This is a genomic window from Rahnella inusitata, from assembly GCF_965118895.1.
Taxonomy (GTDB): domain Bacteria; phylum Pseudomonadota; class Gammaproteobacteria; order Enterobacterales; family Enterobacteriaceae; genus Rahnella; species Rahnella inusitata_A.
On sequence record NZ_CBCPJJ010000025.1, the window covers coordinates 23019 to 44489 of the forward strand.

The 21471-nt window shown below is 53.6% G+C and carries 18 protein-coding genes and 4 tRNA genes; 17 read left to right on the forward strand and 5 right to left on the reverse strand.

Annotated features, from left to right (window positions below; genetic code table 11):
- Positions 1-2: 2 nt before the first annotated feature.
- On the reverse strand, positions 3-1295 hold the full coding sequence (gene rhlB / locus ACMHLI_RS20455; RefSeq protein ID WP_112165487.1) for an ATP-dependent RNA helicase RhlB: 1293 nt from the start codon (positions 1293-1295) through the stop codon (positions 3-5).
- A 118-nt stretch (positions 1296-1413) separates the two neighbouring features.
- On the opposite strand from rhlB, the gene trxA reads away from it, so the two are divergent.
- The 17 genes from trxA (at position 1414) to ACMHLI_RS20540 (ending at position 16800) form a co-directional block, all read left to right on the forward strand.
- A complete protein-coding gene (trxA, locus tag ACMHLI_RS20460; protein ID WP_013577537.1) occupies positions 1414-1740 on the forward strand; it encodes a thioredoxin TrxA in 327 nt (108 codons plus the stop codon).
- Positions 1741-2154: 414 nt separating this feature from the next.
- On the forward strand, positions 2155-3414 hold the full coding sequence (gene rho / locus ACMHLI_RS20465) for a transcription termination factor Rho (RefSeq protein ID WP_056772325.1): 1260 nt from the start codon (positions 2155-2157) through the stop codon (positions 3412-3414).
- A 300-nt stretch (positions 3415-3714) separates the two neighbouring features.
- Positions 3715-4800 (forward strand): UDP-N-acetylglucosamine--undecaprenyl-phosphate N-acetylglucosaminephosphotransferase, encoded by a 1086-nt coding sequence (gene wecA, locus ACMHLI_RS20470; RefSeq protein ID WP_413531072.1) that lies wholly within the window; start codon positions 3715-3717, stop codon positions 4798-4800.
- A 41-nt stretch (positions 4801-4841) separates the two neighbouring features.
- On the forward strand, positions 4842-5894 hold the full coding sequence (gene wzzE / locus ACMHLI_RS20475; RefSeq protein WP_413531073.1) for an ECA polysaccharide chain length modulation protein: 1053 nt from the start codon (positions 4842-4844) through the stop codon (positions 5892-5894).
- The gene (gene wecB / locus ACMHLI_RS20480) at positions 5891-7021 is read left to right on the forward strand and encodes a non-hydrolyzing UDP-N-acetylglucosamine 2-epimerase (RefSeq protein ID WP_413531074.1); all 1131 of its coding nucleotides are present in this window, start codon (positions 5891-5893) and stop codon (positions 7019-7021) included. Before wzzE ends, wecB begins: the two co-directional genes overlap by 4 nt.
- Positions 7018-8280 carry a UDP-N-acetyl-D-mannosamine dehydrogenase gene (gene wecC / locus ACMHLI_RS20485; protein ID WP_413531075.1) on the forward strand — a complete coding sequence of 421 codons (1263 nt, stop codon included), beginning with the start codon at positions 7018-7020 and terminating at the stop codon, positions 8278-8280. The genes wecB and wecC overlap by 4 nt, the downstream gene beginning before the upstream one ends.
- The gene (rffC, locus tag ACMHLI_RS20490) at positions 8271-8975 is read left to right on the forward strand and encodes a dTDP-4-amino-4,6-dideoxy-D-galactose acyltransferase (protein ID WP_413531076.1); all 705 of its coding nucleotides are present in this window, start codon (positions 8271-8273) and stop codon (positions 8973-8975) included. Before wecC ends, rffC begins: the two co-directional genes overlap by 10 nt.
- A gap of 4 nt (positions 8976-8979) precedes the next feature.
- Positions 8980-10110, forward strand: a complete 1131-nt coding sequence (rffA, locus tag ACMHLI_RS20495) for a dTDP-4-amino-4,6-dideoxygalactose transaminase (protein ID WP_413531077.1) — start codon at positions 8980-8982, stop codon at positions 10108-10110.
- Between the two features lies 1 nt (position 10111).
- Positions 10112-11362, forward strand: a complete 1251-nt coding sequence (wzxE, locus tag ACMHLI_RS20500; protein ID WP_413531078.1) for a lipid III flippase WzxE — start codon at positions 10112-10114, stop codon at positions 11360-11362.
- Entirely contained in the window at positions 11359-12441 is a 1083-nt protein-coding gene (locus tag ACMHLI_RS20505; protein WP_413531079.1) for a TDP-N-acetylfucosamine:lipid II N-acetylfucosaminyltransferase, read from the forward strand. The genes wzxE and ACMHLI_RS20505 overlap by 4 nt, the downstream gene beginning before the upstream one ends.
- Entirely contained in the window at positions 12438-13811 is a 1374-nt protein-coding gene (wzyE, locus tag ACMHLI_RS20510) for an ECA oligosaccharide polymerase (RefSeq protein WP_413531080.1), read from the forward strand. The genes ACMHLI_RS20505 and wzyE overlap by 4 nt, the downstream gene beginning before the upstream one ends.
- On the forward strand, positions 13801-14544 hold the full coding sequence (gene wecG, locus ACMHLI_RS20515; protein WP_413531081.1) for a lipopolysaccharide N-acetylmannosaminouronosyltransferase: 744 nt from the start codon (positions 13801-13803) through the stop codon (positions 14542-14544). Before wzyE ends, wecG begins: the two co-directional genes overlap by 11 nt.
- A gap of 241 nt (positions 14545-14785) precedes the next feature.
- On the forward strand, positions 14786-16180 hold the full coding sequence (gene thrP / locus ACMHLI_RS20520) for a bifunctional threonine/serine APC transporter ThrP (protein WP_413531082.1): 1395 nt from the start codon (positions 14786-14788) through the stop codon (positions 16178-16180).
- Positions 16181-16323: 143 nt separating this feature from the next.
- Positions 16324-16400 (forward strand) — tRNA-Arg (locus tag ACMHLI_RS20525).
- A 71-nt stretch (positions 16401-16471) separates the two neighbouring features.
- Positions 16472-16547: transfer RNA gene (locus ACMHLI_RS20530), tRNA-His, on the forward strand.
- Positions 16548-16578: 31 nt separating this feature from the next.
- Positions 16579-16664, forward strand: a tRNA-Leu gene (locus ACMHLI_RS20535).
- 59 nt (positions 16665-16723) lie between these two features.
- Positions 16724-16800, forward strand: a tRNA-Pro gene (locus ACMHLI_RS20540).
- A gap of 608 nt (positions 16801-17408) precedes the next feature.
- On the opposite strand, the gene hemY is transcribed toward ACMHLI_RS20540, so the two are convergent.
- Genes hemY through hemC form a run of 4 tightly spaced genes read right to left on the reverse strand, consistent with a single transcriptional unit; the run spans position 17409 to position 21461 of the window.
- Positions 17409-18605, reverse strand: a complete 1197-nt coding sequence (hemY, locus tag ACMHLI_RS20545) for a protoheme IX biogenesis protein HemY (protein ID WP_413531083.1) — start codon at positions 18603-18605, stop codon at positions 17409-17411.
- A 3-nt stretch (positions 18606-18608) separates the two neighbouring features.
- On the reverse strand, positions 18609-19760 hold the full coding sequence (gene hemX, locus ACMHLI_RS20550; RefSeq protein ID WP_413531084.1) for a uroporphyrinogen-III C-methyltransferase: 1152 nt from the start codon (positions 19758-19760) through the stop codon (positions 18609-18611).
- A 13-nt stretch (positions 19761-19773) separates the two neighbouring features.
- A complete protein-coding gene (hemD, locus tag ACMHLI_RS20555; protein WP_413531085.1) occupies positions 19774-20523 on the reverse strand; it encodes a uroporphyrinogen-III synthase in 750 nt (249 codons plus the stop codon).
- A complete protein-coding gene (hemC, locus tag ACMHLI_RS20560) occupies positions 20520-21461 on the reverse strand; it encodes a hydroxymethylbilane synthase (RefSeq protein WP_413531086.1) in 942 nt (313 codons plus the stop codon). The genes hemD and hemC overlap by 4 nt, the downstream gene beginning before the upstream one ends.
- Between the last annotated feature and the right edge of the window lie 10 nt (positions 21462-21471).

Below are 21471 nucleotides of genomic sequence, written 5' to 3' on the forward strand. Positions count from 1 at the left end.
TATCAGCCCGGACGTTTACGGTTGCTACGCGGTGCGCTGCTGCGACGCGAAGACGAGTTGCTGTTACGGCGCGGACCGTTGCCGGTACGTGCACGTGCCAGACGTTTCGGAGCAGGCAAATCAGTTAACAGTGCTTCGCTGCTGTATTTGCTGACCGGGATGCTGTGGCCGGTATAGGTTTCGATTGCCGTCAGGTTCAGCGCATATTCTTCACACGCCAGGCTGATGGAGTGACCGCTCAGGCCAGCACGGCCGGTACGGCCAATGCGGTGAACGTAGTCTTCACAATCATCAGGTAAGTCATAGTTGAAGACGTGTGTCACGGCAGGAATGTGCAAGCCACGTGCGGCTACGTCAGTCGCCACCAGAATATCCAGCGTGCCTTTGGTGAAGTCTTCCAGAACGCGCAGGCGCTTTTTCTGAGGAACGTCACCGGTCAGCAGACCTACACGATGTCCGTCGGCAGCCAGATGGCCCCAGACGTCTTCACAACGGTGCTTGGTGTTAGCGAAAATGATGCAGCGGTCTGGCCACTCTTCTTCAATCAGCGTCTGTAACAGGCGCATCTTTTCTTCATTAGAAGGGTAGAACAGCTCTTCCTGAATACGGTGACCGGTTTTTTGTTCCGGTTCGATCTCAATCGACTCGGCATTATTCATGTTTTCGAACGCCAGCTCTTTCACACGCCAGGAAAGTGTTGCGGAGAACAGCATGTTCAGACGTTGAGTGGCAGGCGGCATCCGGCGGAAGATCCAGCGGATATCTTTGATGAAGCCCAGATCGAACATGCGGTCTGCTTCATCCAGTACCACCACCTGAATCGCGCCCAGGTCGATGTGGTTCTGTTTTGCATAATCGATTAAACGGCCGGTGGTTCCAATGAGGATATCCACGCCGCTTTCCAGCACTTTAAGCTGTTTGTCGTAACCGTCGCCGCCGTATGCCAGACCTAATTTCAGCCCGGTAGACTCGGATAAAGCTTCGGCATCAGAGTGGATCTGCACAGCCAGTTCACGCGTCGGTGCCATGATCAAGGCACGCGGTTGGTTGGTCTTACGACCTTCCGCAGCGGGGTGAGAAAGCAGATAATGGAAAGTAGACGCTAGAAAAGCCAGCGTCTTGCCGGTACCGGTTTGCGCCTGACCTGCAACATCACGCCCAGCGAGCGTGATTGGCAAAGCTAATGCCTGGATAGGTGTGCAGTAATGGAACCCTTTCTTTTCAAGGGCTTCTACTGCAAGCGGGTGCAGGGCGAAGTCGGAAAACTTCTTTTCGGTCAAGTGTGTTTTGCTCATAGTGTGGTAGAATATCAGCTAACTATTGCTTTACGAAAGCGTATCCGGTGAAATAAAGTCAACCTAATGTTGGTTAATGCTACATCAACAAGGTAAAGATAATCCTTTGGAGTAGAACATGAGCGATAAAATTATTCACCTTACCGATGACAGTTTCGACAACGACGTATTGAAAGCCGAAGGGCTGGTGCTGGTCGATTTCTGGGCAGAGTGGTGTGGTCCTTGCAAGATGATCGCTCCGATTCTCGATGAAATTGCCACTGAGTTCGAAGGCAAGCTGACCATCGCGAAGTTGAACATTGATGAAAACCCAGGTACTGCACCTAAATACGGCATCCGTGGTATTCCTACCCTGCTGTTATTTAAAGGCGGCGAAGTCGCAGCAACTAAAGTTGGCGCACTGTCGAAAGGTCAGCTGAAAGAGTTCTTAACAGCTAATCTGTAAGCGGTCGGGATGACCCAGTTCAGGTGTTTAGCGGGCTGCCGTGTTTTTCACAATGTCCGCTAGACGCCTGTCAAGAAGCGTGCTAAGTTTACGCTTACTGCAAATAGAGCTTACCTGTAGTTTGATTCTTACGTTTTACTCTGTTGTGTCAAAAACATCTGCCTGATAGTTTCTTTGAATAAAAATTATATTGAACTGGCACTGTGCTTGACCATCTAACGGTTTTGAAAAAATCGGCTTTAAGACACCTCAATATCAGTTTGCCCCTCTAGAATCGCCCGCTGGCGACTGCCATCGGCTGGATTTTTAAGCTGTTATTTGAGTGTTGTTCTACACAAACAGGCACGGATGACCCTGCCATACCCATTCACGACAGATGTTCGAGACATACCCCGAGTTTAAGAACCCACCATTATGAATCTTACCGAATTAAAGAATACGCCGGTCTCTGACCTGATTGCACTCGGCGAAAATATGGGACTGGAAAACCAGGCCCGCATGCGCAAGCAAGACATTATCTTTTCAATATTGAAGCAGCATGCTAAAAGCGGAGAAGACATCTTCGGTGATGGCGTACTGGAGATATTGCAGGATGGATTTGGTTTCCTCCGCTCCGGCGACAGTTCCTACCTCGCAGGCCCCGACGACATCTACGTATCTCCCAGCCAAATCCGCCGCTTCAATCTTCGCACTGGCGACACCATTTCCGGTAAAATCCGCCCACCTAAAGAAGGTGAACGCTATTTTGCCCTGTTGAAAGTTAATGAAGTTAACTTCGACAAACCAGAAAACGCCCGCAACAAAATCCTGTTTGAAAACTTAACCCCTCTGCACGCAAACTCTCGTCTGCGCATGGAACGTGGTAACGGTTCAACCGAAGATTTGACCGCTCGCGTACTGGATCTGGCTTCCCCAATTGGCCGTGGTCAACGTGGTCTGATTGTCGCTCCGCCGAAAGCCGGTAAAACCATGCTGTTGCAAAATATCGCGACCAGCATTGCGTACAACCATCCTGACTGTGTACTGATGGTTCTGCTGATTGATGAACGTCCGGAAGAAGTGACCGAGATGCAGCGTCTGGTGAAAGGCGAAGTTATTGCATCCACCTTTGACGAACCGGCTTCCCGCCACGTTCAGGTAGCCGAAATGGTTATCGAAAAAGCGAAACGCCTGGTCGAGCATAAAAAAGACGTCATCATCCTGCTCGATTCCATCACCCGTCTGGCTCGTGCTTACAACACCGTGGTTCCTGCTTCAGGTAAAGTCCTGACCGGTGGTGTGGATGCGAACGCCTTACACCGTCCAAAACGTTTCTTCGGTGCAGCACGTAACGTGGAAGAGGGCGGAAGCCTGACCATCATCGCGACCGCGCTGGTCGATACCGGTTCTAAAATGGATGAAGTTATCTATGAAGAATTTAAAGGTACCGGCAACATGGAACTGCATCTGGCGCGTAAAATCGCTGAGAAGCGCGTGTTCCCTGCTATCGACTACAACCGTTCTGGTACGCGTAAAGAAGAGCTGTTGACCACGTCTGAAGAGCTGCAAAAAATGTGGATCCTGCGCAAAATCATCCATCCAATGGGTGAGATCGATGCGATGGAATTCCTCATCAACAAGCTTGCCATGACCAAAACCAATGACGACTTCTTCGATATGATGAAACGTTCGTAATTTGGTGTAAAAGTCAGCTAACGCCACGCTAAGCCGTGGCGTTTTTTGCTTTTGGTCGCTACCATTATGCCACTTAGGAGAAACAGTCAGTTTATTCGGATAATAGCTGATGGCTTTTCCATTGCCCTTTCTTTATTTTGTCGACGGACTCCCTGATAACATAAAGAAAGGGCAACAGATAAGGTCTTGCCTGAGACAAAACCATAACTGTCACCCCCTGGATTAGATGTAAGGCTGTGAGGTTTATGATGTTCTTGTGCTCAATTCCACGCACCTTATTTTTGCAGAGATCTCTTAACTGTGAACCTACTCACTATGAGTACTGAACTCGTCATTATTTTCTTATTTTCATTCCTGTTTTTACTTGTTGCCAGAAAGGTAGCGACCAAAATTGGTTTGGTCGATAAACCCAATTTCCGCAAACGCCATCAGGGTCTGGTACCACTGGTAGGCGGCATCTCTGTTTTCGCCGGGATCTGCTTCACCTTTTTCATTACCGATTACCGCATTCCCCACGGCCAACTTTATCTACTCTGCGCAGGAGTACTGGTGCTGGTTGGGGCGCTGGACGATCGATATGACATTAGCGTGAAAATTCGCGCGCTGGTGCAGGCCGGTGTTGCCGTCGCCATGATGAGCTTCGCCAACCTGACCTTGCGCAATCTCGGGCACCTGATTGGTCCCTGGGAAATGGTGCTCGGGCCGTTTGGCTATCTCTTCACGCTTTTCGCCGTCTGGGCTGCAATTAATGCATTCAATATGGTTGATGGTATCGACGGCCTGTTAGGCGGGCTTTCCTGTGTCAGTTTCGGTGCTATGGGCATCATCATGTACGACAGTGGCCATATGGATCTGGCGCTATGGTGCTTCGCGATGATTGCGGCCACACTTCCCTATATTCTTCTCAATCTGGGCATCTTAGGCCGCCGCTATAAAGTCTTTATGGGCGATGCCGGCAGTACGCTGATTGGCTTCACAGTGATTTGGATCCTGTTGCAAAGTACGCAGGGGGAATCGCATCCGATGAATCCGGTCACCGCGCTTTGGCTTATCGCCATCCCTCTGATGGATATGATTGCTATTATGTACCGACGTCTGCGCAAAGGGCTGAGTCCGTTCTCGGCTGACCGCCAGCATATTCATCATTTGATCATGCGCGCCGGTTTTACTTCCCGTCAGGCATTTGTTTTGATCACCGTCGCTGCGGCGCTGCTGGCGGCAATTGGCGTCATTGGTGAGCATCTGCCGCTGGTGCCTGAATGGCTGATGTTAGTATTATTTTTCTTCGCGTTCCTGCTTTATGGCGTGTGTATTAAACGCGCCTGGCGGGTTGCACGGTTTATTAAACGGGTCAAAAGGCGTTTGCGCCGCTCCACCGTTCACTAATATTTATAACCCGAGGCTTACTGGCTGTGGATAAATCAGAAATGACAAGTAACCAGAATGAACGCGCCATCGAAAATGAACTCGATATCCGCGGCCTTTGCTGCACCTTATGGAACGGTAAGTTGTGGATTACGGGGCTGGGGATCCTCTTTGCTCTCGTGGCGCTTGGTTCGTCCTATCTGATGAAGCAGGAATGGAGTGCCACCGCGATCACCGATCGTCCGACGGTGAACAACCTGTCGTCCTATTTCTCGCAGGCGCAGTTCCTGCGTAATCTGGATATGCGCAATGCGCCGCAGACTGACTCCAGCCGCCCGCCGATTTCTGATGAATCCTATAACGAATTTGTGATGCAGCTGGCGGCCTACGACACCCGCCGCGATTTTTGGCTGCAATCGCCGTATTACAAGCAGCATCAGGAAGGCGACGCGCGGGCAAATGCCGTTTTGCTTGATGATCTCGTTAACGATATTCAGTTCACCGCGCGCGACGGTCTGAAAGTCCCGAATGACATCGTCAAACTGACTGCAGATAACTCGGTCGATGCCAATAAGTTGCTGCGCCAGTATGTGAATTTCGCCAGCGCCCGCGCATCCCAGCACCTTTATGATGAACTTCAGGGCGCATGGGCCGCGCGTACGCAGTCGATGAAAGCGCAAGTGAAGCGTCAGGAAGAAGTCGCGCAGGCCATTTTCAAACGTATTGCAAACAATACGGAGCAGGCGCTTAAAATCGCCCAGCAGCAGAATATCAATAAGAGTATGACGGACACGCCAGCCGAAGAATTGCCGGACTCCGACATGTTCCTGTTAGGCGTCCCGATGTTGAAAGCCCGTCTGGAACTGCTACAAGCTTCCGGTCCGGGGTACGATCTGGAGTATGATCAGAACCGTGCGATGCTTTCTACGCTCAATGTCGGCCCGACGCTGACTGCAAAGTTTCAGACCTACCGTTATCTCAGAACGCCTGAAGAGCCTGTAAAACGTGACAGCCCGCGCCGCGTATTTTTAATGATCATGTGGGGTGTTGTCGGTGGTTTAATCGGGGCTGGCGTTGCCCTGACGCGTCGTAAAAATAAGAGAAACACATTGTGAAAGTGTTGACGATTTTCGGCACCCGTCCGGAGGCCATAAAAATGGCGCCGCTGGTGCATGCTTTGTCGCAGGATGCGGCATTTGAATCCAGAGTTTGTGTCACGGCACAGCACCGTGAAATGCTCGATCAGGTATTACGTCTGTTTGAAATTACCCCCGATTATGATCTCGACATCATGAAACCGGGGCAGGGCCTGACTGAAATCACCTGTCGCATTCTGGCCGGGCTGAAACCCGTGCTGGATGATTTCAAACCGGATGTCGTGCTGGTTCATGGCGATACCACGACTACGCTGTCAGCTAGCCTGGCCGCGTTTTATCATCAGATCCCGGTCGGTCACGTTGAGGCCGGATTACGTACCGGCGATCTTTCATCGCCGTGGCCGGAAGAAGCCAACCGTCTGCTGACGGGGCATCTGGCAACGTGGCATTTTGCACCGACCGAAAATGCCCGCGCGAATTTACTCAAAGAAAATATCCCTGGCCAGGGTATTTACGTCACCGGTAATACGGTGATTGATGCCTTACTGTGGGTCAGGGATCGCTTCAGCGGCGATACCTCTCTGGCGCAACAACTCGCCGCGAGTTACCCCTTCCTTGATACCGACAAAAAACTCATTCTGGTTACCGGCCATCGTCGTGAGAGCTTCGGCGGCGGGTTTGAGCGGATCTGTTCCGCGCTGGCCGATATCGCCCGCCAGCATCCTGATGTTCAAATTGTCTATCCGGTTCACCTCAATCCTAACGTCAGTGAGCCGGTGAACCGTATCTTGCATGGTATCGACAACATTGTGCTTATCAATCCGCAGGATTACCTGCCGTTTGTCTATCTGATGGATAAGGCCTATCTGATCCTGACCGATTCCGGTGGCGTGCAGGAAGAAGCACCGTCGCTGGGCAAACCGGTGCTGGTGATGCGCGAAACCACGGAGCGCCCGGAAGCCGTCGATGCCAAAACGGTCAAGCTGGTCGGAACGGATCCCGCCAGAATTGTGGAAGAAGTGAACCGTCTGCTGACGGATGAAAATGAATACAACAGCATGAGCCGGGCACACAATCCTTACGGTGACGGCCATGCGTGTCACCATATTCTTGACGCACTGAAAAATCATTGGGTATCACAATGAGTTTTAATACGATCTCTGTTATCGGACTGGGCTACATCGGTCTGCCTACCGCCGCCGCGTTTGCTTCGCACCAGAAAAAAGTGATCGGTGTGGATATCAATCAGCATGCGGTCGACACCATCAACCGCGGGGCGATTCATATTGTCGAACCGGATCTCGATCTGCTGGTGAAGCGGGCCGTCGAAGACGGATTCCTGCGCGCCGTGACCACGCCGGAACCCGCAGACGCTTTTCTGATTGCCGTACCGACGCCTTTCAAAGGCGATCATCTGCCCGACATGAAATTCGTCGAATCCGCCGCGCTTTCTCTGGCGCCGGTGCTCAAAAAAGGCGATTTGATTATTTTGGAATCGACTTCTCCCGTGGGTGCGACCGAGAACATGGCCGCATTGCTGGCAGAAGTGCGTACCGACTTGACCTTCCCGCAGCAGGCAGGGGAGCAGGCTGACATCAACATCGCTTACTGCCCGGAGCGCGTTTTGCCGGGGCAGGTGATGGTCGAGCTGATTAAAAATGACCGCGTCATCGGCGGCATGACTGCACTGTGTTCGCAGCGTGCGAGTGAGCTTTACAACATTTTCCTCAAAGGTGAATGTGTCGTCACCAACTCCCGTACCGCTGAAATGTGCAAGCTGACTGAAAACAGCTTCCGTGATGTGAACATCGCATTCGCCAATGAGCTTTCGCTAATTTGTGATGCGCAGGGCATCAATGTGTGGGAGCTGATCGGCCTGGCAAACCGCCATCCGCGCGTCAATATTTTGCAGCCGGGACCGGGTGTGGGCGGCCATTGTATCGCCGTCGACCCATGGTTTATCGTCGCACAAAACCCGGAGCTGGCGCGCATTATCCGCACCGCGCGGGAAGTGAACGACAGCAAACCCTTCTGGGTGGTTGACCGGGTGAAAGCGGCGCTGGCAGATTGCCTGACGACTACCGGCAAACGCGCAGCCGATGTCAAAATCGCCTGCTTTGGTCTGGCGTTTAAACCGAACATCGACGACCTGCGCGAAAGCCCGGCCGTTGAAGTCACGCATTTGATTGCCGACTGGCATGCCGGAGAAACCTGGGCAGTTGAGCCGAACGTGCATCAGCTGCCAGCCTCTCTGGCCGAAAAAGTGACGTTACATGCGCTGGATGATGCGCTGAAAAACGCCGATCTGCTGGTGATGTTGGTCGATCATGCTTCCTTCAAAGCGATCCCCGCCGCTCAGATTGAGCAGTCGTGGATTGTGGATACCAAGGGCGTATGGCGATAAGCCTGCGCGGCAATGTTGATTCCCTCGACTGGGAGAGTGAGTTCTTCCAGTTGCAGAGCGCGAAGCTGACGCTCGATGCCGCCGCGCCTGAAGTCACGCTACAGGATTTTGTGCCGTATGCGCTGGTGCAGGCGAAAGTGGACGCCGATCGGACGGATACGCTGGATGCCCTTTCGGCGCTGGGTTTCCGGCTGGCAGAAGGTGAAACCGACGTTTGTGTGGCGACAGGCTCGCAGGACGCCGCACTTACCGCCGGACGTCTGGCCATACCTGAAGATATTGCGGATGTGGTGAGTATCGCCCGACAGGCATTCCGGTTAAGCCGTTTTCGTGCGCCGTGGTATCACCCGCAGGACAGCGCGCGTTTCTACGCGATGTGGGCGGAGAAAGCGGTGCTCGGCACCTTCGACCATCTTTGCCTGTGGGCAGATGACGAACAGGGTAACGGGCTGGGCTTTGTGACGCTGCGAAGGCTCTCGCCGGACGAAGCAAGAATTGGCCTGCTGGCCGTCAGACCTGAATGTCAGGGACGGGGAGCGGGCAGGAAATTAATGGCGGCTGCGAAACGTTGGTGTGCCGAACAGGGAGTGTCGCGTTTACACGTCGCCACCCAAACCGGCAATCTCGCAGCCTTAAACCTTTATCTCGCCAGCGGTGGCAAAGTCACGCGCGCGGCGTACTGGCTGTACAGGTGAAACAATGATCCCTTTTAATGCGCCTCCGATCGTAGGTACTGAAATTGATTTCATGCGTGAGGCGATGAGCAGCGGCAAATTATGCGGTGACGGCGGCTTTACCCTGCGCTGCCAGCAATGGTTCGAGCAGCGTTTTCACTGCCCGAAAGTGTTGCTGACGCCGTCCTGTACGGCTTCTCTTGAAATGGCCGCGCTGTTGCTCGATATCCAGCCCGGCGACGAAGTTATCATGCCGAGCTTCACCTTTGTTTCCACCGCCAACGCGTTCGTACTGCGTGGTGCGAAAATTGTGTTTGTCGATATTCGCCCGGACACGATGAACATCGACGAAACCCTGATTGAAGCCGCCATCACTGACAAAACCAAAGTGATTGTGCCTGTGCATTACGCCGGAGTGGCCTGTGAAATGGACACCATCATGGCGCTGGCCGAAAAGCATCGACTGTTTGTGGTGGAAGATGCCGCGCAGGGTGTGATGTCAACGTACAAAGGTAAAGCGCTGGGCACCATTGGCCATATCGGCTGTTTCAGTTTCCATGAAACTAAAAACTACACTGCCGGTGGCGAAGGCGGCGCGACGCTGATTAACGACGCAAAACTCATCGACCGCGCGGAAATCATTCGTGAAAAAGGCACCAACCGTAGCCAGTTCTTCCGGGGACAAGTGGATAAATATACCTGGCGCGATATCGGCTCAAGCTACCTGATGTCGGATTTGCAGGCCGCGTATCTGTGGGGAAATCTGGACGCCGCTGAGAAAATTAACCAGCGCCGGCTGTGCATCTGGAACGAGTATTACGAAGCCTTGCAGGATCTGGCCGATGCAGGCCGCATCCAGCTGCCGGGCATTCCGCAGGATTGTGTGCAGAACGCCCACATGTTCTATGTGCGCCTGAAGGATATCGAAGATCGCGATGCCTTTATCCGCCACATGAAAGCCGCGGATATTCTTACGGTCTTCCATTATATTCCGCTGCACGCCTGCCCGGCGGGTGAAAACTTTGGCCGTTTCGACGGCACTGACCGCTTTACCACGCAGGAAAGCGAACGTCTGGTGCGCCTGCCGTTGTTCTACAACATGACCGACGACACGCAGCGCACGGTGATTGCGGCCATGCTGCAATACTTCGCCTGATATGTCGCTGGCAAAAGCGTCTGTCTGGACCGCTGGCTCAACGCTTATCAAAATTGGTGCCGGGCTGCTGGTGGTCAAGTTGCTGGCCGTGGCGTTCGGGCCGGAAGGTGTCGGGCAGGCGGGGAATTTTCGTCAGCTGGTGACGGTGCTGGGCGTATTGTCCGGTGCCGGGATTTTTAATGGCGTCACCAAGTATGTCGCGGAACACCACGAAAATCCTGAGCAGCTCAAAGCGGTCCTTGGCACGTCTTCATCGCTAATTTTAGGGTTCTCAACGCTGCTGGCGGCGGTATTTCTGCTGGCGGCAGCGCCGGTCAGCGTCGGGCTGTTTGGGCATGATCGTTATCAGGCGGTGGTTCGTGCCGTGGCCTTGATTCAGATGGGCATCGCCTACGCCAACTATTTTCAGGCCATCCTGAAAGGCTATCGCGATGCGATGGGCAACGCGCTGGCCGTTATCGGCGGCAGCCTGATTGGATTACTGGCCTATCTGCTGTGTTTCAAACTCGGCGGTTATGAAGGCGCACTGGCTGGTCTGGCGCTGGTGCCTGCGCTGGTGATTATTCCTGCGGCGGGTATGCTGTGGTGGCGCAAATCCTTTCCGCTGGCGTATCTGAGGCCGGGCTGGGATCGCTTTATCGCCAGCCATCTGGGCAAATTTACGCTGATGGCGGTGATCACCTCCGTCACCATTCCGGTGGCGTATGTGATGATGCGAAATCTCCTGGCAGAACATTACAGCTGGAAAGAGGTGGGGATCTGGCAGGGCGTTAGCAGTATTTCCGATGCGTACCTGCAATTTATCACCGCATCTTTCAGCGTGTATCTGCTGCCGACGCTGTCGCGACTGAAAGACAAACAGGCGATTTCCCATGAGATCGTCAAGTCGCTGAAATTTGTGCTTCCCGCCGTCGCTGCCGTCAGTTTTACGGTATGGCTGCTGCGGGATTTTGCCATCTGGCTGCTGTTTTCCAAACAGTTTATTGCGATGCGCGATTTGTTCGCCTGGCAGTTGGTGGGTGATGTGCTGAAAGTCGGCTCGTATGTTTTTGGATATCTGGTGATCGCCCGTGCGTCTTTGCGTTTTTACGTGCTGACTGAAATCAGCCAGTTCGCGTTACTGACCGGATTCTCACACTGGCTGATCCCGATTCACGGTTCCCTGGGCGCTGCGCAGGCGTATATGGCGACGTATATCGTCTATTTCGCGCTGTGTTGCACCGTATTTCTTCTTTATCGTAGACGAGCATGACAACGCTGATTCACGTTTTGGGATCTGACATCCCCCACCATAATGTCACCGTACTGCGCTTTTTTAACGACGTGCTGGCCGAATGCGCGCCTGAAAAGTTAATTTGCCATTTTATGGTAGCAGCGAAGGACGCGTCGGCGTTTGCTGAATTTACGCATCTGGATATTCGCGTTTATCCGGATAAAAAATCGCTGGCGGCGGCGGTAATTTCCCGCGCGCAGGAGCGGACGCACCGCTTTTTCTTCCACGGGCAATTTAACCCGACGCTCTGGCTGGCTATCCTGACCGGCAAAATCAAATCGCAGCAGGTGAGCTGGCATATCTGGGGTGCGGATTTGTATGAGTCGGCAGGTAGCCTCAAATTTCGGCTGTTCTATATGCTGCGCCGTCTGGCACAGGGACGTACCGGGCACGTTTTTGGCACGCGCGGCGATCTGATTCATTTCCATCAGCGTCACCCCCGTGTTCCGTCATCTTTACTCTATTTCCCGACACGCATGGATCCGGCGCTGACCCAGCCGGCAGATCTGCCGGAGCCACAAGGGCCGATGACTGTGCTGGTCGGAAACTCCGGCGATCGCAGTAATCGCCACATTGAAGCCCTGCGATCCTTACATCAGCAATTCGGCCCGGATATCCGCGTGATTATTCCGATGGGCTATCCGGCCAATAATCAGACCTATATCGAACAGGTGCGGGCAGAAGCATTAAAACTTTTCGCTCCTGCCCATGTTGAACTGATGACCGACGCAATGGCGTTTGCGGATTATCTCAACGTGCTGCGTCGTTGCACGCTGGGCTATTTTATTTTCGACCGGCAGCAGGCGATTGGTACCCAATGTTTGCTGATCCAGTTCGGCGTGCCGTTTGTGGTCAGCCGCCAGAATCCGTTCTGGCAGGATCTGGCGGAACAGCATCTGCCTGTACTGTTTTACGGCGATGCTCTGGATGTGAAAACCGTGGCCGAGGCGCGTCGCCAGTTGCTCAATACCGACCGGCAGAACATCGCTTTCTTTAATCCGAATTACATTACGGGTTGGCAGCAGGCGTTGCTGCTGGCAGCGGGAGAGGCATCATGACGCTGGCACAGTTAGGTGGCCTGTCTTTGGTTTACGCGCTCTCGCTGCTGTTTATCCTGACGCTAACCTACAAAGAATTCCGCCGCGTGCGTTTCAACTTCAACGTCCTGTTTTCGTTGCTGTATCTGCTGACCTTTTACTTCGGTTTTCCGCTGACCTGTGTGCTGGTTTTCCAGTTTGATGTCAAAGTGGTGCCGGTGGAAAACCTGTTGCAGGCCATGCTCGCCGCCACCTGTTTCTATGGCATTTACTACGTCAGTTACAAAACGCGGCTGAAGGCCAAACGTGACGGGCCTTCACGGGCGATATTTACCATGAACCGGGTGGAGACGCATCTGACATGGATCCTGCTGGCGCTGATCGCGGTAGTAACGGTCTCTATCTTCTTTATGCACAACGGTTTTTTGCTGTTTAAGCTAAAATCCTACAGCCAGATTTTTTCCAGCGACGTCTCCGGCGTGGCGCTCAAACGTTTCTTCTATTTCTTCATTCCGGCCATGCTGGTGGTGTTTTTCCTCAAGCCAGATGTGCGCCGCTGGCTGTTTTTCCTCGCCAGTACCGTTGCCTTTGGTTTCCTGACTTACGTTATCGTCGGCGGTACACGCGCCAATATTATCATCGCTTTTGCGTTGTTTTTGTTTATCGGCATTGTGCGCGGCTGGATCTCATTGTGGATGCTGGCGGCCGCAGGCGTGCTGGGGATTGTCGGGATGTTCTGGCTGGCGCTGAAGCGCTACGGCCTGAACGTCAGCGGCCCGGAAGCGTTTTATACCTTCCTGTATCTGACGCGCGATACCTTCTCGCCGTGGGAAAACCTCGGCCTGCTGTTGCAGAACTACGACAAAATCAGCTTCCAGGGTCTCGCGCCCATCGTGCGTGACTTCTACGTCTTTATCCCGAGCTGGCTGTGGCATGACCGTCCGAGCGTGGTGCTTAACACTGCCAACTATTTCACCTGGGAAGTGCTGGATAACCATTCCGGCCTGGCGATTTCCCCGACGCTGATTGGTTCGCTGGTGGTGATGGGCGGCGTGTGGTTTATTCCACTCGGTGCCGTCGCCGTGGGCATGATCATCAAGTGGTTTGACTGGCTGTATGAGAAAGGCAAGGCTGATGCGAATAAGTATAAAGCGGCGATTCGGCAAAGTTTCTGCTTCGGCGCAGTCTTCAATATTATCGTGCTGGCCCGTGAAGGCGTGGATTCCTTCTTCTCACGGGTGGTGTTTTTCTGTGTCGTGTTCGGTGCCTGTCTGGTCGCGGCCAAATTGTTGTACTGGATGCTGGACGCTGCGGGGCTGATCCGTGCCAAAATGCCGCGCAATGAAAACCTCATCGGGACGGTAGCTGTCAGGAAAGCCAATGAAATCTGAAAAAAATAACATTCCACACTACGACATACGCGGGATAAGCCTCTGGGGCTTTCGTGATATGGCGCATTTTCTCGATTATTTGTTTGCCGGTCATCAGGTCAAAACCGGTGCGCTGGTGGCAATGAATGCTGAGAAAGTGCTGACCGTCGAAAGTAACCCGGAACTCAGCACGCTGATCGGTGAGGCAGAATACAAATACGCCGACGGGATCAGCATCGTGCGCGCCATCCGCAAGAAATATCCGCAGGCGAAGGTCTCGCGTATTGCGGGTGCCGATTTGTGGGAAGGCCTGATGCAGCGCGCAGGCGCAGAAGGGACACCGGTGTTTCTGATCGGCGGTAAACCGGAGATCCTGCAACAAACCGAAGACAAGTTGCGCGCGCAGTGGAACGTCAATATCGCCGGCAGCCAGAACGGGTATTTTACGCCGGATCAGCGCCACGCGTTATTTGAACGGGTGAAAGCCAGCGGCGCGGCGATCGTGACCGTCGCGATGGGCTCGCCAAAGCAGGAAATCCTGATGCGAGACTGCCGTCTCGTTCACCCGGACGCGCTGTATATGGGGATCGGCGGCACTTACGACGTGTTCACCGGCCATGTGAAACGCGCGCCGAAGATCTGGCAGAAGATGGGGCTGGAGTGGCTGTACCGCCTGATTTCGCAACCAAGCCGTCTTCGCCGCCAATTGAAACTGCTCAAATTTGTTCGCTATTACTATACCGGCCGCCTGTAATCTCTTCCGCCGTCCTAAAATAGCGGGACGGCGCGTCACTTCTCATTTCTTTGTCTCGCTTACAGCCTCTTGCACCCAGTCTTGTCTGCCAATGCGTACCTTTCTCAATTGTGGTTTGCAACTCGTCTGAAAATACGGAACCATAACGCCGTTTTTCCGCATTCTGCGGGCGATCTCACAATAAAAATAACATTCCGGTGATTCCGGAAGGCAAACACCAACACTGAGAAATTGAGGATCTATGGCGAATCAAGAAGAAAAGGGTGGGCTACACAGGGGGCTGGAAGCCAGACATATCGAGCTGATAGCGCTGGGCGGTACCATTGGCGTCGGGCTGTTTATGGGCGCGGCGAGTACCCTGAAATGGGCGGGACCATCGGTCCTGCTGGCATATATTCTGGCCGGTATTTTTGTCTTCTTTATCATGCGCTCGATGGGCGAAATGTTGCATCTGGAACCCGTGGCCGGTTCTTTCGCGGTGTACGCGCACAAATATCTCGGGCCGTATTACGGCTATCTGACGGCGTGGAGCTACTGGTTTATGTGGATAGCGGTGGGGATTTCAGAAATCACCGCGATTGGCGTCTACGCGCAGTACTGGTTCCCGGAATTACCGCAGTGGATCCCGGCGTTAGCCGCCGTGGCGATTGTCGCGGCTGCCAATCTGGCCGCCGTAAAACTTTACGGTGAGATGGAGTTCTGGTTTGCGCTGATCAAAATCACCACCATCATTGTGATGATCGTTGTCGGTCTGGCCGTTATCTTCTTCGGTTTCGGTAATCACGGCGAACCGGTCGGCTTTGCCAATCTGACCGCGCACGGCGGTTTCTTCGCTGGTGGCTGGAAAGGGTTCCTGTTTGCGTTGTGTATCGTCGTGGCGTCTTATCAGGGCGTCGAACTGGTGGGTATTACCGCCGGTGAAGCGAAAAATCCGCAGGTGACGCTCAAGCGTGCCATCAACAATATCCTGTGGCGTATCCTGATTTTCTACGTGGGTGCGATTTTCGTCATCATCACCATCTTCCCGTGGAATGAAATGGGGACGCACGGCAGCCCGTTCGTGCTGACGTTCGCGAAGATTGGTATCGCCTCGGCGGCGGGCATCATCAACTTTGTGGTGCTGACGGCAGCGCTGTCCGGTTGTAACAGCGGCATGTACAGCTGCGGGCGCATGCTCTATGCGTTATCTAAGAATCGCCAGTTGCCCGCATTTTTGAGTAACGTCTCGAAAAGTGGCGTACCTGTGTACGGTATCGCGATCACCATTTTATGTCTGCTGGTCGGCTCATGTCTGAACTACCTGATCCCGAATCCTGAGAAAGTCTTCGTCTACGTTTACAGTGCCAGCGTTCTGCCGGGCATGGTGCCGTGGTTCGTGGTGCTCATCAGCCAGCTGCGTTTTCGTGAGGCGCATAAAGAGAAACTGAAGAACCATCCGTTCAAATCAATTATGTTCCCTTATACCAACTATCTGACGCTGTTTTTCCTGACCTGCGTACTGGTGGGCATGGCGATTAACCCGGATACGCGCATTTCTTTGCTGGTAGGCGGTATTTTCATCGCGGGAGTGTCCCTGATATACTTCGGTCTTGGCATGCATAAGCGTGCTGCGCTGATGACGGAAAAGGCAAAATAACGTCGTAAGTCATGGGTGGGGAAGGTAAGGCGCTTACTTTTAGTGCGTATTGGACAAAGCGTAATCAAACGCAATATTTCTGATAAAAAGCACTAGACAGCTAGTCGTTAAAACCGTAGTATCCCCACCCGCAACGGCGCTAAGCGCCCGTAGCTCAGCTGGATAGAGCGCTGCCCTCCGGAGGCAGAGGTCTCAGGTTCGAATCCTGTCGGGCGCACCATTAGTTTGCGCTAGAGTTGCGGTGGTCTTGTTCGAAGTTGAACGGTCCACGATGTAGAAAAGTTTGAAATGGTGGCTATAGCTCAGTTGGTAGAGCCCTGGATTGTGATTCCAGTTGTCGTGGGTTCGAGCCCCATTAGCCACCCCAAATTTTTTAAATGATTTTGTGATTGTGACATGCGATGGTGGCGGAATTGGTAGACGCGCTAGCTTCAGGTGTTAGTGTCCTTTGGATGTGAGGGTTCGAGTCCCTCCCTTCGCACCACACACAAAAAGCATTTAAATGATGCAGTTAGCGTCAAGACGTAGTAAGATGCACGACATCGGCGAGTAGCGCAGCTTGGTAGCGCAACTGGTTTGGGACCAGTGGGTCGGAGGTTCGAATCCTCTCTCGCCGACCAATTCGAATAAAGAGCCCTGCAGAAATGCGGGGCTTTTTGTTATCTGCGATTTGATCAATTCCCTTTCCACACCTGTTGTTGCTTTTCGGCGACTTCATACCTTCATTTTGTCTCTGTATTGAGACGCTTATCTCATTGATAAAATAGGATAATTTCATTTTCATTCTGTGGTGTCGTCGTCAGGAGACAGATCAGGGGCTATGGCAGGAGATTCGCGGAAGTTTGAAAAAGTACGCGTGTTTAACGAATAATAAAAACCTTGATAATCATAACGATAAAATATTTTACTTCAGGTATTGCCAGAGTGGCACGCGTCCTGCAATATTCCCGCCGTAGATGCTCATTCCACCCATTATGTTTGCTCCGGCTTCATAAACCTGGGAATGATGCAGAGCCAATTTATAGTGCCTATTGTCACCCTGACCGATAACGCTTCGGCATTATCATGCAGATGACAAAACGTTGAGTGAGGCACTCACTGTTGTCCTAGACCTGATTGTTTTTAGACACCTGCCTTATGTGCAGGTGTTTTTTTTATCTAAAATTTGCGACCGACGTAAAAAAGGCTCCATAAGGAGCCTTTTGCAGAATGCTTTAAGGTCAGAACATTACGGCTGCTGCGAGTTGTTCAGCGTCAACATTAGCCCTTCACGACGCATCTCCGCCGCTTCTGCCGGTTTATGCAGCTTATCTAACGCATCCGCCAGCCACGCATAGTCATACGCGTCAGGACGCTGTTTCAGCGCCTCACGGAAGGCTTCGCTGGCCTGCATCCATTCGCCATGCTTCATCAGCAACTGACCGAGCGTACTGCTCAGCAGCGGCGTTGTGCCGTTTTGCTTGATCAACTGACGCAGGGTTTTTTCCAGCTGTTCCGGATCCCCTGAGCGTAGTTTTGGCATCAGCGCGACCAGACGATCGTCGTACTGACGTTTCAGTCCGTCGAGGATCACTTCCTGTGCCAGATCCTGATCGTTACATTCAATCAGATGCGTGGCCATCGCTACCTGCAACGCGACTTCATGACGGGTTTTACGGTTCTGATCTTTCCACCAGCGCTTGAGCCCATCGCTGCCTTCTTCTGCCATCAGCTGATTCATCATGCCGATATAAGCTTGTTCCTGCAGAATGCGGATTTCATCATCAGTATGGATATCTGCTTTCGCCATGGATGGCAGAATTTCCAGCAGAGAACCGTACGCGCCGGTGCGCAGATAAGCCTGCTCAGCCAGACGTAAAATCTCCGGATGACGCGGCGACTGACCGATTAAACGGTCTACGCCGTGACGGGCTGCGTGGATTTCGCCCTGCGCCAGCTGGATGCGCACGCGGGTGATATCCACTGGCATCTGGTCGGTATCGGCGATTTCTGCCGCGCGCTCCAGATACTGATTGGTACGAATGGTGTCACCACGTTGTTGTGCCGCTTCCGCTGCCAGCAGGTAGTTCACCACCGGCTGGTCGGCGTGGTCGGCATTGCGCGCCAGCAGTTTTTCCATCTTACGATGATCGCCTTCTGCCAGTTTGAGCATCGCCTCTTTGGTCTGCTTACGCGCTTTAGAGCTTTTACGACCAGCAAACCAGCCGCGGGTACGCGCACCTGTGCGCAGAACGCGGCGCAGGATCCATTCGATGAAAAACAGCACCAGAATCAGCACGATCAGCATAATCACTAAGCCGGTCACGCTGGTTTCGATGTTGTAGTTGTCAGTCTGAATCAGAACATAGCCCTGATGGCCGGCCAGCATCGGGCCGACGATAATCCCGGCAAACACAATCAGGAATAACACGAAAACTCGTAACATGCGTTATTCCCCCTGCGTTGCGGCGGCGGGCTGCTGAAGCAGGTTACGCACGCGGGTTTGCATCAGTTTTTCCAGCATCGGCTGGCTTTTCAGCTGCTCCGGCACGTCCATCGAAATGGATTGCTGGCTGAGATTATCCAGTTCTTCCAGGAACGCTTTGGTCGAGGGATCGGTCGTATCGAAGTAGGCACGAACCCACGTGGATACGCTTTCCAGCGACTGTTTGTAGACTTCATCCTGATGACGCGGAACGGCCTGCGCAGCGATCAGCAGCCGGGAGCGGATATTCTCGCGCAAATAGACGTCCTGATTCGGTGCCAGCAGCGGCTCAGCTGTCGAATCACGGCGTCGGATGGTGATGAAATCATCCATAAAGTTGTGCCAGCTTTTAGTCAGGTTCTGCCGCCATTCGGTCAGTGAACCAGACAGGCTGGTGCTGTCGCTGTCCATCGGTGAATCGTCGGTATCGTTATCGGCCAGGCGGAGGTTATCCACCTGATTCGACAGCTGATTCAGCTTGAGAATAATGCCGTCGAAATCGACCTGTGTGACCGCAGACAAACTGCTCACGTCTTCATTTAGCGCGCGGCGCACATCAATCAGGCTTGGATCGTTCATGTCCGCCAGGCTGGCGTCGGCGCTTTTCAGCAACGCCGCGGCGGTAGTGACATCCTGATCGCTCCACAGCTTGCGGCCCGCCAGTTTCACCAGATAATCGGCCTGAGCCAGTAACCAGGTTTTGGCATCGCTGCCGGAAATGCTGGCGACTTTATCCTGCAGTTCGTTCAGCTGACGGCCAAACGACGCCTGCTGGCGATCGGCTGCCTGCTGGGTTTTCTCCTGCTGAGCAAGCAGGTTAGCGATTTGCTGTTTATCATGTTGCTGACTTTTTTGCAGGCTGTCGAGTTGTTCAGAAAGTGATTCATCCGAGGCGGCCTGAGCCAGCGCCTGCTGGTGGCCGTGATAGTAAAGACCCGCGCCGAGCGCGATCACTAACACAATGGCGATAGCGCCCAGGACGGGCGCGGTACGCTGCTTTTTACGCAGGGTTTTCAGCTCCTGATCCCGTTCAAAAGCATCTGGCTGGGGGCTCTCAACCGCCGGGGCGATAACAATTTCATCATCCGGAGCGGAAGGATTTTTTTGTTCCGTCATTTTGGCACTTCCCTTAGTCAGGTAATTGTAATGCGCGAATCAGCGCATCATTGTCTGCATTCTCGGCAACCCGAATAGCGCTCCAGCCGAGCTGGCGGGCGAGGGTTGCCAAACGTTCGCTGACCACCACCAGGTTACAGCGCAGTAACCATGAATGCCGGTAATAATCAGGGACTAACGTATACAACTGTTGCAGCATTTCACCGCTGGTGACCACCAGCGTATCCACACCGGCGCGTTGCCATACGGCACTTTGCTCGCTGGCGTCGTAGTGGATCGGGCTGCGCTGATAACACTCGCAGTACGACACTTCAACGCCGCGTTCAGCCAGCGTTTCCGCCAGTTTTTCGCGTCCTCCGTTGCCGCGCAAAATCAGGGCTTTCTTGCCCTGAATACGCTGCAAAGACGGAAGGTTCAGCAACATCTCACTGGTTTCGCCATCCTGTGGATAGAGAACCGGCAGACTGCTTGCACGATGAAACAGCAGGCCGGTGGTGCGGCCAATCGCGTAATAATTCACATGGCCCGGCCAGCTTGTGGCGGACTGACGCAATGCGCGATCGGCGTAGTTCACGGCATGTTGTGACAGGACAAACACCAGATCCTGCTGATCTAAAGAGGATAGCAGGTTCGGCAGCATAGCGAGTTGGTTGCCCGGCGCAAATTCAATCAGCGGGGAATGGAAGGCGACCCGACCCAGAGCGCGCAGCCGGCTGACCAGCGTTTCTCCTGCCGGAGAAGGACGGGTAACCAGAATGGTCATTTTGGTGCGTTCCCCTGATAGACCTCTTGCAGAATTTCACGTGCGCCGTTCGCCAGCAGCTCATCGGCCAGACTGATGCCCATGCTTTCGGCACTGGCCGCCGGGCCACGGCGTTCGCCGCAGACCATCTGACTGCCGTCCGGTGCGCCAACCAGCGCACGCAGCCACAGCTGGTCGCCTTCAAGTTCAGCGTAACTGCCGATCGGCACCTGACATCCGCCTTCGAGGCGCATGTTCATGGCACGTTCTGCCTGAACGCGCAGTGTGGTTTCACGGTGCGCCAGTGGGGCAAGTAATTCGCGGGTGTGATGATCGTCGAGACGACACTCGATGCCGACGGCACCTTGTCCGACTGCGGGCAGGCACTCTTCCGGAGTCAGCGCTGCACGGATGCGGCTGTCGAGCCCCAGACGTTTCAGGCCAGCAACTGCCAGAATAATGGCATCATAATCGCCGTTATCAAGCTTCGATAAACGGGTGCCAACGTTACCGCGCAGATCGCGTATTTGCAGATCAGGTCGCTGCTGACGCAACTGGCACTGACGGCGCAGACTGGATGTACCGACCACGCTGCCGTGCGGCAATTCTGCCAGAGAAGCGTAGTGATTGGAGACGAACGCGTCGCGCGGGTCCTCGCGTTCACAAATCGTCACCAGCCCCAGACCTTCCGGGAACTCGACCGGCACATCTTTCATAGAATGTACCGCGATATCCGCACGACCATCGAGCATCGCCAGCTCAAGTTCTTTCACAAACAACCCTTTGCCACCCACTTTGGCCAGCGGGGTATCTAAAATGATATCGCCCTTGGTGACCATCGGAACCAGTTCGACCTGCAAACCGGGGTGACAAGCCATTAACTGGCTTTGAACATATTGTGCCTGCCACAAAGCCAGCGGGCTCTGGCGGGTGGCAATTCGAATGATTTTGTCTAACATGTTTGTTACC

Excerpts from the sequence above, each read along its gene's own strand:
- wzyE (WP_413531080.1), top strand. The coding sequence starts at position 12,438 with ATGACGCTGGCACAGTTAGGTGGCCTGTCTTTGGTTTACGCGCTCTCG.
- wzzE (WP_413531073.1), top strand. The coding sequence starts at position 4,842 with ATGACAAGTAACCAGAATGAACGCGCCATCGAAAATGAACTCGATATC.
- wzxE (WP_413531078.1), top strand. The coding sequence starts at position 10,112 with ATGTCGCTGGCAAAAGCGTCTGTCTGGACCGCTGGCTCAACGCTTATC.
- rffA (WP_413531077.1), top strand. The coding sequence starts at position 8,980 with ATGATCCCTTTTAATGCGCCTCCGATCGTAGGTACTGAAATTGATTTC.
- wecC (WP_413531075.1), top strand. The coding sequence starts at position 7,018 with ATGAGTTTTAATACGATCTCTGTTATCGGACTGGGCTACATCGGTCTG.
- hemY (WP_413531083.1), bottom strand. The coding sequence starts at position 18,605 with ATGTTACGAGTTTTCGTGTTATTCCTGATTGTGTTTGCCGGGATTATC.
- ACMHLI_RS20505 (WP_413531079.1), top strand. The coding sequence starts at position 11,359 with ATGACAACGCTGATTCACGTTTTGGGATCTGACATCCCCCACCATAAT.
- thrP (WP_413531082.1), top strand. The coding sequence starts at position 14,786 with ATGGCGAATCAAGAAGAAAAGGGTGGGCTACACAGGGGGCTGGAAGCC.
- rffC (WP_413531076.1), top strand. The coding sequence starts at position 8,271 with ATGGCGATAAGCCTGCGCGGCAATGTTGATTCCCTCGACTGGGAGAGT.
- wecG (WP_413531081.1), top strand. The coding sequence starts at position 13,801 with ATGAAATCTGAAAAAAATAACATTCCACACTACGACATACGCGGGATA.
- hemX (WP_413531084.1), bottom strand. The coding sequence starts at position 19,760 with ATGACGGAACAAAAAAATCCTTCCGCTCCGGATGATGAAATTGTTATC.
- rhlB (WP_112165487.1), bottom strand. The coding sequence starts at position 1,295 with ATGAGCAAAACACACTTGACCGAAAAGAAGTTTTCCGACTTCGCCCTG.
- hemC (WP_413531086.1), bottom strand. The coding sequence starts at position 21,461 with ATGTTAGACAAAATCATTCGAATTGCCACCCGCCAGAGCCCGCTGGCT.
- hemD (WP_413531085.1), bottom strand. The coding sequence starts at position 20,523 with ATGACCATTCTGGTTACCCGTCCTTCTCCGGCAGGAGAAACGCTGGTC.
- trxA (WP_013577537.1), top strand. The coding sequence starts at position 1,414 with ATGAGCGATAAAATTATTCACCTTACCGATGACAGTTTCGACAACGAC.
- rho (WP_056772325.1), top strand. The coding sequence starts at position 2,155 with ATGAATCTTACCGAATTAAAGAATACGCCGGTCTCTGACCTGATTGCA.